Origin of the sequence: Streptomyces sp. N50, assembly GCF_033335955.1 — a bacterium.
Classification (GTDB): domain Bacteria; phylum Actinomycetota; class Actinomycetes; order Streptomycetales; family Streptomycetaceae; genus Streptomyces.
Genome location: NZ_CP137549.1, coordinates 4,709,246 through 4,725,169, shown reverse-complemented (window position 1 = coordinate 4,725,169; position 15,924 = coordinate 4,709,246). Strand labels below are relative to the sequence as shown.

Sequence of the window (15,924 nt, the reverse complement as noted above, 5' to 3'; positions counted from 1 at the left end):
GTCACCGGTCCGCCAGTCTCCTCGCGATGTTGTGCACGACGACCGACGCGAACTCCGCCGCGCTGTCGCACAGTTGCCGGGTCGGCTCCGGGGCGTAGACCGTCAACTGGACGATTTCCGTGGTGCGTTCGCCGACGGAGTCCGTGTAGGTGCGGTGCGGGGTGCGTACGGTGCAGCTGTCGTCCTCGACGTCGTTCGCGATGTAGTAGCTCTTGGTGCCGGCGACGTTCACCAGCGTTCCGTCGTCGCCGTCCAGCGAGTTGTCCCGGCTGAACTGGATCTGCACCTCGCGGTCGCCGTTCCCGTCGCTGGACCAGTCGCACTCCCAGGAGCCGAAACCGCGGTCCTGGTTGGCGGCCTGAACCCCGGGCAGCCGCTTGAGTTCGGCGGCATCGAGCAGCGTGCAGGCGTCGAGGCCGGCCAGGGACTCCGCGGCCGGCGCCACCGTACGCCGGGGTACCGGGCCGTGGGCCAGCACGCCGACCACGTGATCGGTGGCCGTGTCGGCCAGTTGGCAGGGGTCGGGTGCCGGGTCGCCCAACTGGTGCCCGCTCACCTTGACTTGTCTGCCGTCCGGGGTCAGCACGGCCCGTTCGCAGAACTCCTTGTCCCGCTTGAGCGTCACGACCGTGAGCTGGGTGCCGGGTACCAGATGGGTGCTCTGGATGTTGTCGAAGGTGTCCCGGTCGGAGTCGAGGTCGACCTGCACATCCGCGTTGTCGTCACCGCTGTTGCTGAGCACGATGACGTCGCACCGGTCGAGCTCGCCGTAGTCCGGGTCCAGCACGGTGTCCCCGAACCGGCTCAGCGAGGCCGCGTCGATCAGCCCGCAGGGGTCGGCCGTGCGCTCGTCGCCGATGGTGCCGGCCCGTGCCGCGGCCGAGGGCTTCGCGTCGGTCCGGGCGGTGTCCGTGCCGTCCGAGCCCTTCGAGTCCCAGGGGGCGAGGAACACCAGCCCGGCCGCGAGCGCACCGGCCGTGACCACCGCCGCGGCCGTGATCGCCAGGGCGCGCGGGCGCCTGGTCGGGACCGTGACGGCGTCCCGGGTACGGCGCAGGGCCTGGCCCAGCCGGATGGTCGGGGAGGTGAGCGCGAGGGTGCCGCGGTCGATCCGGTCCTGGACGTCGGCGGGCGGCGGGGTGGCACTCCGCAGCAGCTTGAGCGCCCGCACGGCGTCGGGCCTGTCCCGGGGCTCCACCTCCAGCAACTCGGCCAGCGGTCCCGTCAGTTGACCGGCCCGGCTCGTCGGCTCGATGCGTCCCTCGACCGCCCGGGCCAGATACGTCATGAGGTGCTCGGCCTCGCCGTACGGCGACTGCCCCTCGACCGCCGTGAACAGCGAGGCGCCCAGGGAGAACACGTCCGCCTTCTGGCCGACCGGCTGCCCCTTGGCCACCTCGGGGGCCAGATACCGGGGTTTGCCGCGCACGCTGCCCGTCGCGCTCTGGGTGACGTCGTTGCCCAGGGCCCGGGAGATCCCGAAGTCGGTGAGTCTGGCGACGCCTTCGTCGGTGACGAGGATGTTCTCCGGGGTCACATCGCCGTGCACCACGCCCGCGCGATGCGACTTGACCAGCGCGTCCGCGATCTGGCAGCCGATCGACCCGGCCTCCTCCGGCGCCAACGGGCCGCGATCCGCCATGAGTTGGGCGAGGCTGCGGGAGGGGACGTACTCCATGACGATCCAGCAGGTGGTGCCCTCGTCGATGTAGTCGAAGACGGCCACGATGTTCGGGTGGTGCAGCCGCCCTGCGTTTCGCGCCTCGTCCATGAGCCGCCGGGTGGCCCGATCGTCGTCCAGGCGTGCGCACTTGACCGCGACCCAGCGCTGCAGCCGCTCGTCCCACGCCCGCCAGACGACGCCCATGCCGCCGGTGCCGATGGGCTCGTGCAGGAGATACCGGCCGTCGATCCTGTCCCCGGCCGCTGGCGTCACCGACACCGTCCCACCCCTCGCCCTCACGCACGCATGCACTCACTCACGGTTCTGACGGGTAACGGAGTGTACAGACCGGGTACTTGGCGGTGATCGGATTCACGGGACTTCGAAGGGACCCACCCCGAACCACCACACCCTTCGGCGGCAACCACCTTCTCCTCCAAGAGAATTGAGTTTCCGTTTACTGACATCGCCATACTCATTCGCGCTACGCTCCCGGCGACTCGCACTCCCCCTACGGTTGCCGGAGTCCCCCCATGACCGAACGCACCTCCCCCCACCCCACCCTCAGCCGCCGCAGCCTGCTCGCCGCGACGGCGATCGGCGCGGCGGCCACCCTGGCCGGCACCACCAAGGCACACGCGGCGACCGCGCCCGCCGTCACCGAACTCCGCGAACGGGCCGTCGTCGTCGGCACCGGTTTCGGCGGCGGAGTCACCGCGTTACGGCTGGCCCAAGCCGGCGTCTCCACCATGGTGTTGGAGCGCGGAAAGCGCTGGCCGACCGGCCCGAACGCGACGACGTTCTGCCGCTTCGCGACCATGGACAACCGCTCCGCCTGGCTCACCGACCACGCCGTCGTCGGCGGCGGCACCCAGACCTGGACCCCCTACACGGGCGTCCTCGAAGCCGTCGTGGGCAACGGCATGACCGCCATGTGCGGAGCGGCGGTCGGCGGCGGATCGATCATGTACCACGGCATGACCCTGCAGCCCACGAAGTCCGACTTCGCCACGTCCATCCCCCAGGCGGCCGGCCTCTACGACGACCTCGACCTCTGGGCCTACCCGACCGTCTCCCGGATGCTGGACATCTCCACCATCCCCTATGACGTGCTCGCCTCCGACCCCTACAAGTCGTCCCGGCTCTTCCAGGACATCGCACCGAAGGCGGGCCTGACCCCGTTCAAGGTGCCGCTGCCCATCGACTGGGCTTACGCACGGGGGGAGTTGGCGGGTCTGTACGACCCGACGTACACCACCAGCGACATCGCCTTCGGCGTCAACAACGGCGGCAAGCACTCCATCGACGTCACCTATCTCGCGCAGGCTGAGTCGACCGGACTCGTGCAGGTCGCGCCCCTCCACATCGTGCGCGATCTCGCGATGGACGCGAACAAGAAGTGGGTGCTGTCCGTCGACCGCATCGACACCGCGGGCACCGTCCAGGAGCAGATCCGGATCACGGCGGACGCGGTCTTCCTCAACGCGGGTTCGCCCGGGACCACCCGTCTCCTGGTCAAGTCCCGTGCCAAGAACCTGATTCCGGACCTGCCCGACGCCATCGGCACCGGCTGGGGCAACAACGGCGACCGCATCTGGGCCTGGATCAACCCGACCGGCGACGCCGGAACCCAACAGGGCGGCCCGGCCTGCGTCGGCGGCCGCGACCCGAGCAGCGCGATCCCGCTCACAGTCGTGCACGCCGGATCTCCCATACAGCAGACGGGAGTTACGGCCCTGACCGTCGTCGGCTTCGGCATCGTCGACGGCGCGGGCACCTGGGCCTACGACGCCTCGACCGACGACGCGGTCCTCACTTGGCCGACGGACACCGACGCCGAGTTGCAGACGCTGATCGCCGGCAAGATGCAGGACATCGCCACGGCGGGCGGCGGCCTGATGATCGACACCAACGCCCAAGCCCCCTCCACCTGGCACTCGTTGGGCGGAGTCCCGTTCGGCGACGCCGTCGACCTCACCGGCCGCGTGCTGGGCCACAAGGGTCTCTACGTCCTCGACGGCGCCCGCATCCCCGGCTCCACCGGCGCCTGCAACCCGTCGATGACGATCGCCGCGCTGGCGGAACACAGCATGCGGACGATCGTGCGGCAGGACCTCGGCCGGGTGTTCTGACCCCAGGGCTACGGCGCCCAGGTCACCGGGAGTTCCCGCAGGCCGTACACGATGTTGTCCTGGTTGTAGGTGAGTTGGTCGGCGGGGACGGCGAGGCGCAGGGTGGGCAGGCGTCGTAGCAGTGTGGTGAGGATGATCTGGAGTTCCACGCGGGCCAGGGTCTGGCCCAGGCACTGGTGGATGCCGTAGCCGAAGGCGACATGGCGGCGGGCGTCGCGGGTGAGGTCGAAGCCGGCGGCGGACGCGCGGAGTTGCTCGTCCCGGTGGGCGGCGGACGGGAAGAGTCGTTCGTCGCGGTTGGCCGTGGACAGCATGCAGATCACCCCCTCGCCCGCCGGGATCGTCACCTCGCCCACCCGCACGGTCTCGGTCGCCGCCCGGCCGAGGCCGAGGTGGATGATCGTGAGGTGCCGCAGGAGTTCCTCCACGGCACCCCGCACCAACTCCGGCCTCCCGCGCAGGAGTTCCGCCTGGTCGGGCCTGCGCAGCAGGGCGAGCACACTGACGGCGGTCATGTTGGCGGTGGACTCGTGCCCGGTGACCAGGAGGAGGAAGCCGAGTGACGCGGTCTCCTGGTCGGTCAGGTCGTCGCGGGCGGCGAGGCGGCTGAGGATGTCGTCACCGGGCTCGCGACGCTTGCGCTCGGCCAACCCGGCCAAATAGCCCATCAGTTCGGCGTGCGCCTGCTCCGCCTCCGGTCGGGTCGTCCGGTTGTCGAGGAGGGTGCGGCTGAGCGACTGGAACAGGTCGTGGTCCTCGTACGGCACCCCCAGCATCAGACAGATGACCAGCGACGGGATCGGCAGCGCGAAGTCCGCGACCAGGTCGGCCGAGGTGCGGCCCTCGGTCATGCGGTCCACGGCCCGGTCGACGATGTCCTGGATGCCCGGGCGCAGTTCCTCGATCCGCTTGACCAGGAAGTCCTTGGTGACCATCCGGCGCAGGCGGGCGTGCTCGGGGTCGTCCATGCGGATGAAACTCGGCTTGGCGGAGGCCAGTTGACGCTGTCCGGCGGAGAGGAACGGGAACCCCGGCGTGCGCGCGTCCGCGCTGAAGCGGGCGTCGGCCAGCACGGCCCGTACCTCGTCGTACCCGGTGACCAGCCAGCACGCGGTGCCGTCCGGCAGCGTGGCCCGGGTGACGGCGGCCTCGCGGGCGGCGGCGGTGTAGGCGGGCGGCGGGGAGAGCGGGCAACTGCCATAGGGGGCCGGGAGTTTGAGGGCGGGGGCGGTGAGGGTGGGGGCGGTCACGGGTGGGCTGTCTCCTCATGGTCGACGAGCGTGATGGCGCCGCTGGGGCACAGGTCGGCGGCGAAGCGCACCTCGTCGACGTACCGCGCGTCCGGCTCCGGCACGAGCAGCGCGACCCGGCCGTCCGCCTCGTCCTGCTCGAACACCTCGGGCGCCACGCCCACGCACTGGCCCGCGCTGCAACAGCGGTCCCGTTCCAGGAGCACGGTGAGCGAGGGCTGCCGGTCGGAGGGGGTGCGGAGAGTGTTGAGCGTCGTACACATGGTGGCGGTCTGACCGGCCAGGACCAGGAGTTCGACGAGTTGCTCGGGGGCGAGGACGCGAGCCAGGCGGTCCCAAAGTCCCTCGGGAATGGCGGAGTTGACCGCCAGCAGATCCGCCGCCTCCAGCAGGGCGCGGTCCTCCGGCTGCCAGGGGTGGACGGCCAGGTCGGCGGCCGTCGCGTCGATCTCCACGGCCGTCAGTCCGGCGTCCTCGGCCCGGGTGCGGTGGCGCCCGTGGACGTAGGGCGCGTCGAGGCGGTGGGCCACCCGCAGCACGATCAACTCCCGTCCGCGGTGGCCGAGTGTGCCCTCGTGGGTGAGGACCCGGGCGAGGGAGAGCCAGGCGTGCGCGAGTACCGGGTGGTGGGCGAGGGTGCCGAACAGGTTCTCCCGGCCGGGGCCGTCCTGCCGGGAGTCGGCGAGCAACGACCGCAGGACCGGGGGCCATTGGGCGGGCGGGAGGGGTGGGATGCGGGGAGTGTGAGGGGTGCCGGGGGTGCGGGTCGGGGTCATGGTGCCTTGTGCCTTCGCGTTCGTACGGTGTCGGGGGCTCGGGGGGTGTCGTGGTTCACCGGCGGCTCTCCCCAAGGGCGTTCACCAGCGGCACACGACCACCCCCGCGCTCGCCCCGCTCGCGAAGCCGAACATGCCGACCAGGTCGCCGCGTTGGAGGCGGCCGCTGTCGAGGGCGGCGGCGAGCTGGAGGGGGATGGTGTTGGTCGCCACGTTGCCGTGGGTGGGGAAGGTGGCCAGGATCCGGCCCGGGTCCACGCCCACCCAGTCGCAGACGACCTTGGTGAACGGCACCGAGGGCTGGTGCACGCAGACGAGGTCGAGGTCGTCGCCGTCGACGCCCAACTCCCTCATCGCACCCCGCACTTTGCGCGGCAGTCCCTCGAACGACCCCACCAACTGGGCGGAGTCGATCCGAAGATGACCGAGTGTGCGGTGCTGCGCGTACGGGTTGGGCAGGGTCGCCGCGCGCCAGCCCCAGGAGTTGGCGAAGAAGCGCGAGCCGAGGATGCCGGGCCGGTCACCCGCCTCCACCAGCAGGGCCGAGCCCATGTCGCCGGTGCTGAGGCTGGGCAGGGCGGTCAACAGGTCGGCGGGGTCGTCCAGTTGCCACCGGCTCTCCCGGGTGCTGACCTCGGCGGTGGTCACCAGCACCCGCCGGTACTGCCCGCTGCGGATGAACGCGTCGGCGACCTCAAGGGCGTTGAGGACTCCGTTGCACGCGTTCTTCAGGTCGAACACCGGGCAGCCCAGGCCGAGTTTGTCGGCGACGACATGGGCGGTGGCCGGCTCCTCCATGTCGGCGAGGATGCCGGCGTAGAGGAGCAGATCGACGGCGCCCGGTTCGGTGCCGGTGTCCTCGAACAGGCGCCGGGCCGCGTGCGCGGCCAGGTCGGAGGGCTGCTCCAGGTCGTCGGCCACGGTGCGCTCGGCCAGGCCGTACATGCGCTGGAGCACACCGCGCGAGAGCGGTACGGCGGGGCTGCCCGCCCGGAACCGGTCCTCCACGGCGGCCACGGTCTGGCGTCCCTCGGGGATGTGGACGGTGGCGTGAACGATGCTGCTGTGAACGGTCATTGAGCCCTTTCCAATCCAATCCGGTGCAGCCCTCGGCCAGTTGTCGTCAGTCCTCGGCGGTGAGGAGCAGCACGACGTTGTGCCCGCCGAACCCGAAGGAGTGGCTGACGGCGGCCCGGACGCGCTGACCGCGGGGCTCGTCCGTGACGCAGTCCAGGTCGTAGGGGAGGTTGTCCGGGGTGAGATTGGCGATCGGCGGGACGGCCGAGCGGTGGATGGTCAGGGCGGTGAGCGCCGCCTCGATCGCACCGGCCGCGCCGAGGCTGTGGCCCAGAACTCCCTTGGCGGCGGTGACACTTGGCCGGTGCGGCAGCACCCGTGCGATCAACTGCGCCTCGGTCAGGTCGTTCAGCGGCGTCGAGGTCCCGTGCGCGTTGACGTGATCGACGTCGGCCGGTCCCAGCCCCGCCTCCGCGAGCGCCGACCGCAGCGCGGCCTCGGCGTGAACTCCGCCCGGAGCAGGGGCAGTCGGGTGATGCGCGTCGGAGGTCTGACCGGCGCCCGCGAGACGCGCGTACCGTCGCACTCCACGCGCCCGCGCGTCCGCCTCCCGTTCCAGGACGAGGATCGCGGCGCCCTCGGAGATCACGAACCCGTCCCGGTCCGCCGCGAACGGCCGTGAGGCGGCGGCGGGTTCGTCGACCCGGGACGACAGCGCGCCCATCCGCTGGAAGCCGGACGTGATCACCGGGGTGACGGCCGCCTCCGCGCCACCCGCCACCGCGATGTCGCACAACCCGGCGAGCAACAGCCCCCGAGCCACGGCCAGGGCACTGGCCCCGGAGGCGCACGCGCTCTCGGTCGCCAGGGACGGACCATGGGCGCCGAGGTCCAACGACACTTCTCCGGCAGCCATGTTGGAGATCAGCATGGGCACGAGCGCGGGTGACACCAGCTCGGGTCCGCCCTGGTGATGGCGGATCGTCTGGTCCTCCAGATGCGCGGCCCCGGCCAGCCCCGAACCGATCACCACGGCGACCCGCGCCCCGTCCCACCCGGCCGGGTCGAGCCCGGCGTCGGCGACGGCCTCGCGCGCCGCGAGCAGGGCAAGCTGGCTGAACCGGCCCATCCGCCAGGCCTTGCCGCCGCCGATCCGCGCCTGCTCCGGGGTCATCAGCGGGATACGGCAGGACAAGTCCACGGCACAGCCCTTGAGTTCGGGGTCCGTGGCACCGGTGGACCGTCCGCTCAGCACCCCCTCCCAGGTCTCCTCGCGGCCGACCCCGGCCGGGGTGATGAGCCCCAGCCCGGTGACGGACACGGACCCGGCCGCCACCGTCACCGCTCCCGCTTGGCGTTCAGCGCGGCGACGAGCTCACCCACGGTGCTGTGCTTGGCGGCCTCTTCCTCCGCGACCGGAACCCCGAGCTGCTCCTGGAGCGCGAGGGCGAGTTCGGCCAGCGCGAGGGAGTCGAGATCGAGGCTCTCCAGAGTGGCCTCCGGCCGGATGCTCTCGGCGCTGACCTCGAACTTCTCGGTGAGTACGGCGGTCACGGCGGTCTGGGCGGGGGGCATGGGGGTCCTTTCGGTGGGGGCGGAATACGGGATACGGAATAGGGTCGTCCGACCTGTTTTACGCATGACCGACGCTCACAGGGAGCTGTGGAGCGCCCCGGGACCGGTGAGGGTTCGTGCGGTGTCTCAGGCGATCGGGTTCGTCCGTGGGGCGGGATGATCGGGATCGTCGATCCGGGTTACGGTCGGCAGCTCCGGCCACACCAGGGCCGCCGAGCCCCAGGTGAGTCCGGCGCCGAAGGCGGTGAGCAACAACCGCTCGCCCGCCCGGAGTTCACCCCGTGCGGTGGCGTCGGCCAGGGCCAGCGGGATGGACGCGGCGCCGGTGTTGCCGACGCGCGCGATGTTGGTGACGTGCCGTTCGGCGGGGACCGGGATGCGGACGCCGACGGCGGACAGGATGCGGGCGTTGGCCTGGTGGGCGCAGAACCGGTCCACATCCTCGGCCGCCCAGTCCGCGCGCTTGAGCACGGCGTGGGCGGACTGGGTCATACGGGTCACCGCATGCTGGAACACCTCACGCCCCCGCATACGGAAGTAACGGTCGCCCGGGCCGAACTCACCGGGCCGGGAACGCTCCCGCGCACCACCACCCGGCACCTGGATCAGCTCCTCGCCCGAGCCGTCGCCGCCGAGGTCCAGCGCCAGCACGGCACCCGGCTCGTCGCGCTCACCGCGCCGTAGGACCACCGCCCCGGCGCCGTCGCCGAACAGGATTCCGGCGGAACGATCCTGCGGGTCGAGCAGCGTCGAGTACACCTCGGCCGCGACCAGCAGGACCCGGTCGGCGCATCCCGAGGTCAGGCTGCCCACGGCGGCGGCGAGGCCGTAGACGAAACCGCTGCACGCGGCGGAGACGTCCCACGCGGCGATCTCGCCGAGGCGGGTGGCGAGGCGGGGGGCCATGGCGGGCATGGGCCGGTCAGGGGTCGAGGTGGCGACGATCACGGCGTCGACCAGGGGGCCGCCGGCGACCGCGAGCGCGCGGCCGGCCGCCTCCAGCGCGAGGTCACCGGTGGTCACGCCCGGTGCCGCGCGGCGGCGTTCGCCGATGCCGGTGCGGCGGCGGACCCAGGCGTCGTCGACGTCCCACGCGGCGGGCAGGGCGTGGTTCGGCACCGCGTCCGGGGGGACGAAACCGGCGATGCCCTCGATGACCGCCGTCTGCGGCGTTCTCAAGAGCGGGGCTGCGCTGGGCAGTCGGAAGGTCACACACGCCTCGATGGGAAGTGATCTTGGACGAGCGGCACGACTTTAATTCGGATCAAGAGGGGGGCGTGGGCGTGACGCGATTCGAATACGTGCGCAGTTTCGCGCGCTCATCCGTAAAACCCCAGCTCAGCCACCGAAGTGAGGAAACGTTACGTCTGTTATGTCGCCCGGAGATCACCCGAAAGGGGGCAGTTGAGGGCGGCCGTTCGACACACGGCCGCTCGCAGGGGGCCTGCCGCTTTCTCGCCAGGCCGCCAACGGGCTTACTGATGAGGGAAGTTCGGGTCGGGAGCTCTGGGCGTGAGCCGCTGATGCCTCCAGGCCACCGGGGTCGTTCAGGGTCCGCCGGGGTGGACCTGGTGCGGCGGGCGACCCGCGCCGGACTCCGGCCGACGCCGACTGGGAGAATGAACCCATGAGCATCGTCAAGATCAACGTACTCACCGTCCCCGAGGAACAGCGCGAGACGCTGGAGAAGCGGTTCGCGAACCGGGCCGGGACGGTGGACGGCTCGGACGGTTTCGAGTGGTTCGAGCTGCTCCGGCCCGTCGAGGGCACCGACACCTACCTCGTGTACACGCGCTGGCGTGCCGAGGAGGACTTCCAGAACTGGATGTCGGGGATGGGGCAGGCCGCGCACCGGGGCGGGTCCGCGGAGGGTTCCGCACCGGGTGCCCCGCAGGGTGAGCGGCCGAGGCCCGCCGCTACGGACGCGACGCTGTGGACGTTCGAGGTGGTGCAGCAGGCGGGGCCCAAGGAGGGCTAGGGGAGGGCTGGCCAAGTAATGACCGGCGAGGCGGGCCGCCTTGCCCGCCAAGACGCTCGCCAATCCCTTCGTAGGATCTCCCGCCGCCAGACATCTGATTGCGACGCGCGCTTTGGCGACGGGACCGCGACCTCGGGCTGAACCGCCCTCGGTGCAAGTGGGGTACCGGGGGTGCGGCTCGATTATTCGTGGGGCAGTCAGTGGCTGGCACGAATCATCACGGTAAGGACCGGCGAGGCCGGAGACGGCTGGCTCTGCCCGATGTCCTCGTACCCCCATGACTCGTAAAGCGCGTGGACCTTTCCGTCCCCGGCCGCCGAGTTGACCATGAGCGTGACGAACGGCTCGTCGCGTGCGGTGAGGAAGTCGTCATGGATACGGCGGGCTGTGCCTGTCTTCCGCCAGGCCGGCCGAACGCCGATCTCCTTCAGGGCCACCGCCGGGCGCTCGGTGTACTTGTCCGCCGGCGCGGGACTGGTGCGCTGCCAGTACCGGTCGCTGTGCTCGATGGTGTTGCCCCGTAGGCGTAGCCGACTGGATGGCCGTCCGCGTACGCGAGGAGGGCCATGAACCCCGGGTCGGCGACGTGCCGATCCAGGCGCTCGCCGAACGCGGTGACCGCGTAGTTCGACAGGTGCAGGAGCGGGGCGCGCACCTCGGCGTACACGTCGAGGAGCTCGCCGCGGACGGAGTCGAGGGTGGTGAACGTGCGCAGTTCGCTGGCGGGGACCGCGGTCAGGCGGCTTTCCTCCAGGTAGCGGTGTGCTCGGTCCACGTCTGCACGGTGGCACTGCCTCGTGCAGTGGCTCGCAGCGCAGCACCGAACTCTTGGAGCATGCGCGTAACCCGGGCGTGCTGGGTGGCAACATCGGCGGGGACCTTGATCGCGGCGGCCGTTGCGGCATCGGCTTCGCCCTGTCCGAGCTGGGCGTGGGCGAGCCGGGCGGTGTTGATGGCGCGGTCGCGCTGCATCTGGGGGCGGAGCAGTGTCAGGCTTCGGTGGGCGTGCGATTCCGCCTGTTCGAAGTTGCCCAGGCGGAGGTACGCGGACAAAGCAAGTGTTTCAAGCTCGGCTCCATCGCGGACGGCAGCCATCCACACCGGGCGAGCGAGATGCGGATCGGCGCGCACGAGCGCGTCCTGAGCGCAGCCAAGGGCGTGCCGTACGGCTGCGGTGTCTCCAGTTAGGCCGAGGGTGGCAGCCTGGCGAGCGTGTCCCAGGCAGGCGAACAGGGGGTCGCGGCGCGTGAGGTGCAAGTTGCGGGCAACGTCGTTTGCAGCGAGGGCGTCGGCAGGTCGGCCCATGTGCCGGTACATGGTGCCCGCGTGGCTCCAGATGCGGAACTTGATCGCTTGGTCGCCGGACATCTCGGCGAGGGCCTGGGCCTCGCGCATGTGCGCCTTGGCGTCGTCGTAGCGGCGGCCGTCGATGGCGGCCCACATCGCCGAGGAACGGAAGGCCGCGGCGGAGGCGTAGAGGTTGCTGCGTACGCGCTGGGTGGCACTGCCGGCGTTCTGGAGATTGAGCGCCTCGTCGGCGAGCGCGGCCGCCCGGTGCTCGATGCCGAGTTGGCCGCCGTGGCGGTGGTCGCTGGCGATGATCTCGGCGAAGCGCTTCTGGAGGCGATCGACGTCGCTCATGCCGATCCGGCGCGGGGAGGCGGTGCCGGGCGCGGCTGCCGCTGCGGCAACCGCCGCGATGCCGCCGACGAGAGTACGGCGCTTCATGTCGGGGTCCTCCTGCTGCGGTGAGGCTGGGGTGGGCCGAACCCGGCTCCCTGGCACGAACCCTAGGGCGACGGTGGGTAGACCGCTCACGTCCTCAAGTGCCTTACGGGTAGCCGACTTCGGCCACTTGACCCGACCCGCTTTCCAGGCCCGGACCGACGATCCGTCGAGGCCGCCGGGTCTCCCGGTCAGTTGCTCCAACGCCCTGTTCACCGTGTCGGCAAGGCCGTTGGAGCTGTAGCCGTGTTCGGCCATCCACGCCTCAAGGACGGTGTTGCGCGTGGTGTCCATGGCCGCACGGTAGCTCTCACAACCCCGCACCCGCCAGGTAACGGGGTGGTCAAATCACCCTAGGTCGGCCCCTCGGGTGAGCACCGCATCGTCCTAACCAGCTTGCTGCGAAAGAGAGTTGGCTGGGTGCTGGTCGCCCATCACCTCCCACTTGTGGCGGGCGGCTGTTGACGGCCCGGTTCGACCCTGAAGTTCTCCGGGGGGCGTCCGGGCGCCGAGACAACACGAAGGCTCAACCTCAATGACGAGTCTCAGTACGCCAGTTCAGGCCACCCCAACCGGCCACCCCGCCTACAGCCAGACCTTCCCGTGCGAGCCGTCCACGGCCGAGATCGGACGCAAGCTCGTTCGTGACGCCCTGGGCTCATGGCACCTCGACGACCTCGCCGACCGTGCCTCGCTGATCATCTCGGAGCTGGTCGCGAACGCCGTGAGGCACACCTCGTGCCACTCGATCCGCCTGATGGTCGGGCAGCCGACTGGGACACGGGTGCGTGTAGGCGTGGTGGACCGGGCGCCCTCATGTCTGCCGGTACTCGGTTCGGCCACTGGCGACGACGAGTCGGGCCGCGGCCTGCTCCTGATCGACGCCCTCGCCGACCGTTGGGGCTACGACCTGCGCGGCTCCGGCAGACGCCCGTGGGGCAAGGAAGTCTGGGCCGAACTCCGCGTCAAGGACGACGCGTGAAGACCTCGGTCGCGGTACGCCCCTCGCTCCCGGACATCGCACACCTCAGACCCCGCCAACAGATGGCTATGGACTGTGCCTTCTGCGCCCGGCGGTTGGGAGCGAGTGGCCGGATTCTGGGCGACGTGTGCCACCGAGGTTTCCCGTTCCGGCTCTGGGTCTGCATACCCGACTGCCAGGCGGCCGGGTCGGCCATCTCGTCCATCTCAGCCACTTGAGTAGAACCGACGACCTGAGCGCACTCCCGACGGCTCACAGCCCGAGCTGAGGAAGCAAGACAGCCGCACACCATCCACGTCCCCCCTACGAAAGGAAGACCGTGTTCAGTCACATGGACCGTTTCCCCACCGGCAGCCCGCTGCCGCAGGGGCAGTTGACAGCCGCCCCGTGGGGCCTGCGCCGTATCGCCCCCTACCCGCCCGTCGAAGTCCCCGACTACGCGAGGGTGGAGCTGGACCCGGCGACGCAGACCACCCGATACTTCGACGCCTCCGGTGCCCCGACCATGTCCCCAGGACACGGCACGTCCTCCGGTACGAACCCGGCGACCGGCACCACAGGTCAGGGCGACCGCAACAGCGACTCCCCGGACAGCGACACCGGGAACGACACCGACCAGTGACTCCGGTGTCGTACGACGATCGTCCGGTCCTGGTCGTCACGAACCTCGACGATCCGACCGCGGACTTCGTGATCGCCGAGCTGCACGACCGAGGTGTCCCGGTCGTGCGGTTCGACTCCGGTGACTTTCCCGCCGCCCTGTCGTGTTCCGCCTCCATCGGCGGCTCCGACGTGTGGCGGGGGAGCGTTCAAACCCCCAGCAGGTGTGCCGAGTTGGACTCGGTGCGAGCCATGTACTACCGGCGACCGTCCGGCTTCGCCTTCCCGCACCTCGACCGGCAGGACGAGCGATTCGCCGCGGCCCAGGCCCGCTACGGCCTCGGCGGCATCCTGACCTCCCTGCCGGGCTGCCTCTACGTCAACCATCCCAACCGCATCGGCGACGCCGAGTACAAACCGGTCGGTCTCGCCGCAGCGGCGGAGGTCGGCTTCGTGTTGCCGCCCACGCTCATCACCAATGTGCCTGACGATGCCCGCGCGTTCCTCAAGGAGCATGGCCCGGCCATCTTCAAACCGCTCTCGGTTCCGCTCTACGTGGTCGACGGCAAGGCCCAGACCGTTCCCGTGACCGAGGTGACCGTCGACGAGATCGACGACTCCGTGACCGGCACCATGCACCTTTTCCAGAAGCGCGTGGACAAGGTCGCGGACATCCGGGTCACGGTGATCGGCGAGCACATCTTCGCCGTACGCATCGACTCCGGTCTCCTCGACTGGCGCACGGACTACAGCACCCACACCTACACACCCGTCACCCCGCCCCCAGAAGTCGAGCGGGCGATGCGCGCCTACCTCAGGCACTTCGGCCTCGTCTTCGGGGCGTTCGACTTCGCTCTGACCGAACCCGGCGAGTGGGTCTTCATCGAGTGCAACCCTTCTGGCCAGTGGGCATGGATGGAGCCGCCGACCGGCCTGCCCATGACCGTCGCACTCGCTGATCTCCTGGAAGGAGGGCTTCGTGTCCACTGAGCCCGGCACCGAGGCAATTGCGGCCGGCCTTCGGCGGCAGCTCGCAGACCAGTTGGAGAAAGGCGGCTGGCTGCGGTCGCGGGAGTGGCGGTCCGCCGTGGAGGTCGTTCCACGGCACGTCTTTGTCCCACGCTTCTACCGGGAGACCGACGCCCCTGACATCACCACGTGGGAACCGGTCACCGAGGAGACCGTCGGCCACGAGGAATGGCTTCGGCTCGTCTACACCGACGCGACCTGGATGACCCAGTTCGACGGCCGGGCCATCGACTGGGCCGATCCGAAGCCGATCAGCAATGCGGCGCCCACCTCGTCCTCGACGCTGCCGAGCCTGGTGGTGCGGATGCTCGAAGACCTGGACGTGCACGACGGCATGAAGGTGCTGGAGATCGGGACGGGCACCGGCTACTCGACGGCACTGATGTGCCACCGCCTCGGCGGCGGCAACGTCACCTCCATCGAGACGGACGAGGGCGTGGCACGGCGGGCTCGTGCGGCTCTCGCCGAGTCCGGTCACACCCCTCACCTGCTGGTCGGGGACGGCCGCACCGGCGACCGTCGCGGCGCCCCGTACGACCGGTTGATCGCCACGTGCGGCTTCCGGAACATTCCCCCCGCGTGGCTGGAACAGGTGGTGCCCGGCGGTGTCATCCTCACCACCCTCCGCGGGTGGATGCGCTCCCTGGGCTTGGTCAAGCTCACCGTCAGCGGGGACAGTGCGAGCGGCTGGTTCAGCGAGGACGACCCGAGCTTCATGATCGCCCGCCAGCAGGACGCGCCGGAGAGCCTCGGCGTGATCCCGGGACCCGACGACGGAACGAAGCGGAAAGCCACGTACGGGCCAGGCGTTCTCACGACCCCCGGCCCGGCCTTCATGGCACAACTCGCGGCACCGGACGCCCGGTTCTTCTCCTTGGCGGTCGACTGCGGTCCGGCCGCCACGTTCGTGCTGGACGGCGTCACCGATTCCTTCGCCGTCCTTACCGCCACGGACAGCGGCTGGCAGGTCCGCCAGGGCGGTCCGCGCCGTCTCTGGGACGTGGTCGAGTCGGCGATCGTCACCTGGGAGGAGCACGGCTCACCGAACCGCGCCGCGTTCGGCGTCACGGTCTCCCACGACGAACAGGTGGTCTGGCTCGGGAATCCGGACGGCCCGCAGTGGCCGCTACCCACCTGAGACCGCCACCCCCGACGCGAGGAACGCCAGGACGGGCGACGAACCGCTGAAGGACTGGG

At 70.5% G+C, this 15,924-nt stretch carries 14 protein-coding genes and 1 pseudogene; 6 read left to right on the top strand and 9 right to left on the bottom strand.

The genetic code is table 11. The features are described from left to right. Window position 1: 1 nt before the first annotated feature. Entirely contained in the window at window positions 2-1,942 is a 1,941-nt protein-coding gene (locus R2B38_RS21010) for a serine/threonine-protein kinase (protein ID WP_318017605.1), read from the bottom strand. Between the two features lie 254 nt (window positions 1,943-2,196). Here R2B38_RS21010 and R2B38_RS21005 point away from each other — a divergent pair, with 254 nt between their 5' ends. Continuing rightward, window positions 2,197-3,795 carry a GMC oxidoreductase gene (locus R2B38_RS21005; RefSeq protein ID WP_318017604.1) on the top strand — a complete coding sequence of 533 codons (1,599 nt, stop codon included), beginning with the start codon at window positions 2,197-2,199 and terminating at the stop codon, window positions 3,793-3,795. 8 nt (window positions 3,796-3,803) lie between these two features. Here the strand turns inward: R2B38_RS21005 and R2B38_RS21000 are convergent, their stop codons facing one another. From R2B38_RS21000 to R2B38_RS20975, 6 genes are all read right to left on the bottom strand, one after another. Next, window positions 3,804-5,045 (bottom strand): cytochrome P450, encoded by a 1,242-nt coding sequence (locus R2B38_RS21000; RefSeq protein WP_318017603.1) that lies wholly within the window; start codon window positions 5,043-5,045, stop codon window positions 3,804-3,806. Further along, window positions 5,042-5,821 carry a ferredoxin gene (locus R2B38_RS20995; protein ID WP_318017602.1) on the bottom strand — a complete coding sequence of 260 codons (780 nt, stop codon included), beginning with the start codon at window positions 5,819-5,821 and terminating at the stop codon, window positions 5,042-5,044. Before R2B38_RS20995 ends, R2B38_RS21000 begins: the two co-directional genes overlap by 4 nt. An 81-nt stretch (window positions 5,822-5,902) precedes the next feature. Continuing rightward, window positions 5,903-6,898 carry a 3-oxoacyl-ACP synthase III family protein gene (locus R2B38_RS20990; RefSeq protein WP_318017601.1) on the bottom strand — a complete coding sequence of 332 codons (996 nt, stop codon included), beginning with the start codon at window positions 6,896-6,898 and terminating at the stop codon, window positions 5,903-5,905. 46 nt (window positions 6,899-6,944) lie between these two features. Then, on the bottom strand, window positions 6,945-8,174 hold the full coding sequence (locus R2B38_RS20985) for a beta-ketoacyl-[acyl-carrier-protein] synthase family protein (RefSeq protein ID WP_411978482.1): 1,230 nt from the start codon (window positions 8,172-8,174) through the stop codon (window positions 6,945-6,947). Window positions 8,175-8,176: 2 nt separating this feature from the next. Further along, window positions 8,177-8,413: a phosphopantetheine-binding protein gene (locus R2B38_RS20980; protein WP_318017599.1), complete on the bottom strand. Its 237-nt coding sequence runs from the start codon at window positions 8,411-8,413 to the stop codon at window positions 8,177-8,179. A 126-nt stretch (window positions 8,414-8,539) separates the two neighbouring features. Further along, the gene (locus R2B38_RS20975; protein ID WP_318017598.1) at window positions 8,540-9,625 is read right to left on the bottom strand and encodes a beta-ketoacyl-ACP synthase III; all 1,086 of its coding nucleotides are present in this window, start codon (window positions 9,623-9,625) and stop codon (window positions 8,540-8,542) included. Window positions 9,626-10,040: 415 nt separating this feature from the next. Between R2B38_RS20975 and R2B38_RS20970 the strand changes: the two genes are divergently transcribed. Further along, window positions 10,041-10,391, top strand: coding sequence for an antibiotic biosynthesis monooxygenase (locus tag R2B38_RS20970; protein ID WP_318017597.1), 351 nt, complete (start codon window positions 10,041-10,043; stop codon window positions 10,389-10,391). Between the two features lie 197 nt (window positions 10,392-10,588). Here R2B38_RS20970 and R2B38_RS20965 read toward each other — a convergent pair. Continuing rightward, a pseudogene (locus R2B38_RS20965) lies at window positions 10,589-11,130 on the bottom strand (N-acetyltransferase family protein). Then, the gene (locus tag R2B38_RS20960) at window positions 11,127-12,410 is read right to left on the bottom strand and encodes an XRE family transcriptional regulator (protein ID WP_318017596.1); all 1,284 of its coding nucleotides are present in this window, start codon (window positions 12,408-12,410) and stop codon (window positions 11,127-11,129) included. Before R2B38_RS20960 ends, R2B38_RS20965 begins: the two are co-directional and overlap by 4 nt. A gap of 241 nt (window positions 12,411-12,651) precedes the next feature. On the opposite strand from R2B38_RS20960, the gene R2B38_RS20955 reads away from it, so the two are divergent. From R2B38_RS20955 to tgmC, 4 genes are all read left to right on the top strand, one after another. Next, window positions 12,652-13,098 (top strand): ATP-binding protein, encoded by a 447-nt coding sequence (locus R2B38_RS20955; RefSeq protein ID WP_318017595.1) that lies wholly within the window; start codon window positions 12,652-12,654, stop codon window positions 13,096-13,098. A gap of 319 nt (window positions 13,099-13,417) precedes the next feature. Then, window positions 13,418-13,720: a putative ATP-grasp-modified RiPP gene (gene tgmA / locus R2B38_RS20950; RefSeq protein ID WP_318017594.1), complete on the top strand. Its 303-nt coding sequence runs from the start codon at window positions 13,418-13,420 to the stop codon at window positions 13,718-13,720. Between the two features lie 5 nt (window positions 13,721-13,725). After that, window positions 13,726-14,688, top strand: a complete 963-nt coding sequence (gene tgmB / locus R2B38_RS20945) for an ATP-grasp ribosomal peptide maturase (protein ID WP_318017593.1) — start codon at window positions 13,726-13,728, stop codon at window positions 14,686-14,688. Continuing rightward, window positions 14,678-15,865, top strand: a complete 1,188-nt coding sequence (tgmC, locus tag R2B38_RS20940; protein WP_318017592.1) for an ATP-grasp peptide maturase system methyltransferase — start codon at window positions 14,678-14,680, stop codon at window positions 15,863-15,865. The genes tgmB and tgmC overlap by 11 nt, the downstream gene beginning before the upstream one ends. Window positions 15,866-15,924: the final 59 nt, after the last annotated feature.